This is a genomic window from Candidatus Symbiopectobacterium sp. (assembly GCF_020054415.1).
In the GTDB taxonomy this organism is placed as follows: Bacteria; Pseudomonadota; Gammaproteobacteria; order Enterobacterales; family Enterobacteriaceae; genus Symbiopectobacterium.
Window position 1 is genome coordinate 1 of record NZ_JAHWCO010000382.1, and the last position, 2,836, is coordinate 2,836.

Here is a 2,836-nt window from a genome sequence, read left to right on the forward strand (position 1 = left end):
CTCAGGTGGGTGAAGCCATGGCCATGGTCAAAGCGCTTAACCGGATCACGCTATTAGGAATGCCGAACAGTATTCGCATCACGTAACAATCGAACCGTATGGGGCGCAGTCGTTACAAGTTCTGATTTATTCAACAAAGCCTATCAGAACAACACGAAGTAGATGACATGCACGATCGTAAATTTAAAATGCTGGGTATTGGGCTGCTGGAGGTTGTGGCGATTGCCACACTGGTCATGCTGCTTTGGAATGCCTTGCTGCCCGCCATTTTTGGCGTCCAAAGCATTGGCTTTTTCCAAGCGCTGGGGCTGATGATCCTGTGTAAGATGCTGTTTTGTGGCATAGGCTATCGGGGATTTTCTGGCCGCCACGGGCGCGAAATGCGTGAGCGTTGGTTATCCATGAGTCAGGAACAGCGCGATGCCTTTTTCCACCAGCGGGGATTTGGTCCACATGGGGAGCGCTGCGGACACCGTTTTCATCACGCCCCTTTTGCGCACCGTCGTGGTAGGCATCAAGCGTGTCATGACCATCAGGATGACACCCCGGTGGCAAGCGATAAACCCGCCGACCAAAGCAGAAAAACGGAGTAATGGCTGACGCCATGCAAAGGCAAAACGTTCTGCTCACTGCGCTTGAAGCCTGTCAACGACGACTGCGTGCGTTTATCTCTCGACGTACGCACAGCACGACTGAAGCGGAAGATATCTTTCAGGAAATCAGCTAGCGGCTGCTCAAAGCCGACAGCTACCTCGATCCGATAGAGCATGTTTCTGCCTGGCTATTTCGTGCTGCGCGCAACGAGTTGGTCGATCGCTCGCGCAAGCAGCACGACATATCGCTCACGGAAATGGCAACGGAGAGCTGGCCGGAAGGCGATTAACTGGCCGATATTCTGTTCAGTCCGCCTGATAGCGCAGAAGATGCCTATCTGTACCAACTGGTGTGGGAAGAGCTGGCGGCAGCGCTGGAAGAGATGCCCGCGCTGCAACGAGAAGCCTTTGAGAAAACGGAGTTGCAGGGTTACAGCTTCAAACAACTGGCACAGGAGACCGGCATCCCCGTGGAAACCCTGCTGTCACGTAAGCATCAGGCCGTGCAGTTTCTGCGCGTCCGGCTACAGTGGCTTTATCAGGCCGTGACACAAGCGTGAGGCGACCGCTCACTCACCGCTTGCCGGTTTGCTCCTGCTTATTGCTTGCTTTTCCAACGCTTTTTTCACCGCTGGCCGCCGGCCTTCCCCCGTGAAACGGGTGAGCGCGGGCTGCGCGGTTTTATCCTGCGCCGTATTTCTTTTGTTATAGGGTTTGGCATTGCGGCGCTCATCGACCGTTGCTACCGGCACCAGACATTCGCGGCGATTACCGATCAGGTGCTTCATGCCAATCGCGGTTAACGCCTCGCGGATCAGCGCCCAGTTAGCCGGATCGTGATAGCGCAGCAGCGCCTTATGCAAACGGCGCTGGCGATCGCCACGTGGCACCACCACCTCTTCACTGTGATAATCCACCTTGCTAAGCGGATTCTTACCGCTGTAATACGTGGTGGTAGAACTGGCGAGAGGTGAAGGATAGAAATTTTGCACCTGATCCAACCGGAAGCGATTCTTTTTCAGCCACAGCGCCAGATTGACCATATCCTCATCGCGCGTACCAGGGTGAGCAGCAATAAGGTACGGTATCAGATACTGCTCTTTGCCCGCCTGACGCGAATAGGTGTCAAACAGCTCTTTGAAACGGTGGTAGCTGCCCATGCCAGGTTTCATCATCTTCGATAATGGCCCCTGCTCCGTGTGTTCAGGCGCAATCTTCAAGTAAACACCCACGTGGTGTTCGGCCAATTCCTTGATATAGCGTGGATCTTCCACCGCCAGATCGTAGCGTACCCCAGAAGCGATCAGCACCTTCTTGACACCTTTCAGGGCACGGGCACGTCGATAGAGCTGAATGGTCGGCTCATGGTTGGTATCCATGTGTGCGCAAATTTCTGGGTAGACGCAAGAAGCACGGCGACAGGTTTGCTCCGCTTTGGGTGACTGGCAGCGCAGCATGTACATGTTGGCCGTGGGTCCACCAAGATCAGAGATAATGCCTGTAAATCCCGGAATTTCATCACGGATCGCTTCAATCTCGTGCACAATCAACTCTTGCGAACGGCTTTGAATGATGCGTCCTTCGTGCTCGGTGATCGAGCAGAACGCACATCCACCAAAACAGCCACGCATGATGTTGATGGAAAAGCGAATCGTATCGTAGGCCGGGATGCGCGATGTACCATAGGAGGGGTGCGGCACCCGTTGATACGGCAAGGCATAGACCGCGTCCATCTCATCCGTTTGCAACGGAATGGCCGGTGGATTAATCCACACATAGCGGTCACCGTGTTTTTGCATCAGCGCACACGCACTGCCCGGGTTGGTTTCGTGGTGCAGGATACGCGAAGCATGCGCGTACATGACCTTGCCGTTTTTCACCTTCTCAAACGAGGGCAACAACACATAGGTTTTTTCCCACGGCTTTGGCTTGTGTGCCCGCACGGTGATGGGCTTGCAGCTGGTGGAACCCTTTACCGTATGCGCGACGCAGGGCAAGTCTTCGCCGTAGGGATTAAGAATAGGTTCGATGCGACCGGTGCTATCCAGACGCGTGGAATCCACCCCTGTTCAACCGGGCAGCGCAGTTTTACGCAGCACGGCGGGGCTTTGTTGAATAAATCAGAACTGTAATGACTGCGCCCCATACGGGTCGATTGTTACGTGATGCGAATACTGTTCGGCATTCCTAATAGCGTGATCCGGTTAAGCGCTTTGACCATGGCCATGGCTTCACCCACCTGA

General features: G+C 54.5%; 1 protein-coding gene and 4 pseudogenes. 3 read left to right on the forward strand and 2 right to left on the reverse strand.

Annotated elements, in window-relative coordinates; genetic code table 11:
• The 3 genes and pseudogenes from QZ506_RS11330 to QZ506_RS11340 all read left to right on the forward strand — a co-directional run.
• Positions 1-86: pseudogene (locus tag QZ506_RS11330) on the forward strand (lipoprotein); the annotation flags it as partial.
• Between the two features lie 102 nt (positions 87-188).
• The gene (locus QZ506_RS11335) at positions 189-593 is read left to right on the forward strand and encodes a hypothetical protein (protein WP_291971143.1); all 405 of its coding nucleotides are present in this window, start codon (positions 189-191) and stop codon (positions 591-593) included.
• Positions 594-604: 11 nt separating this feature from the next.
• Positions 605-1,153 (forward strand): annotated as a pseudogene (locus QZ506_RS11340) (RNA polymerase sigma factor).
• Positions 1,154-1,162: 9 nt separating this feature from the next.
• On the opposite strand, the pseudogene QZ506_RS11345 reads toward QZ506_RS11340, so the two are convergent.
• Together QZ506_RS11345 and QZ506_RS11350 are read right to left on the reverse strand one after the other, a co-directional pair.
• Positions 1,163-2,704: pseudogene (locus QZ506_RS11345) on the reverse strand (YgiQ family radical SAM protein); the annotation flags it as partial.
• Between the two features lie 47 nt (positions 2,705-2,751).
• Positions 2,752-2,836, reverse strand: a pseudogene (locus tag QZ506_RS11350) (lipoprotein); the annotation flags it as partial.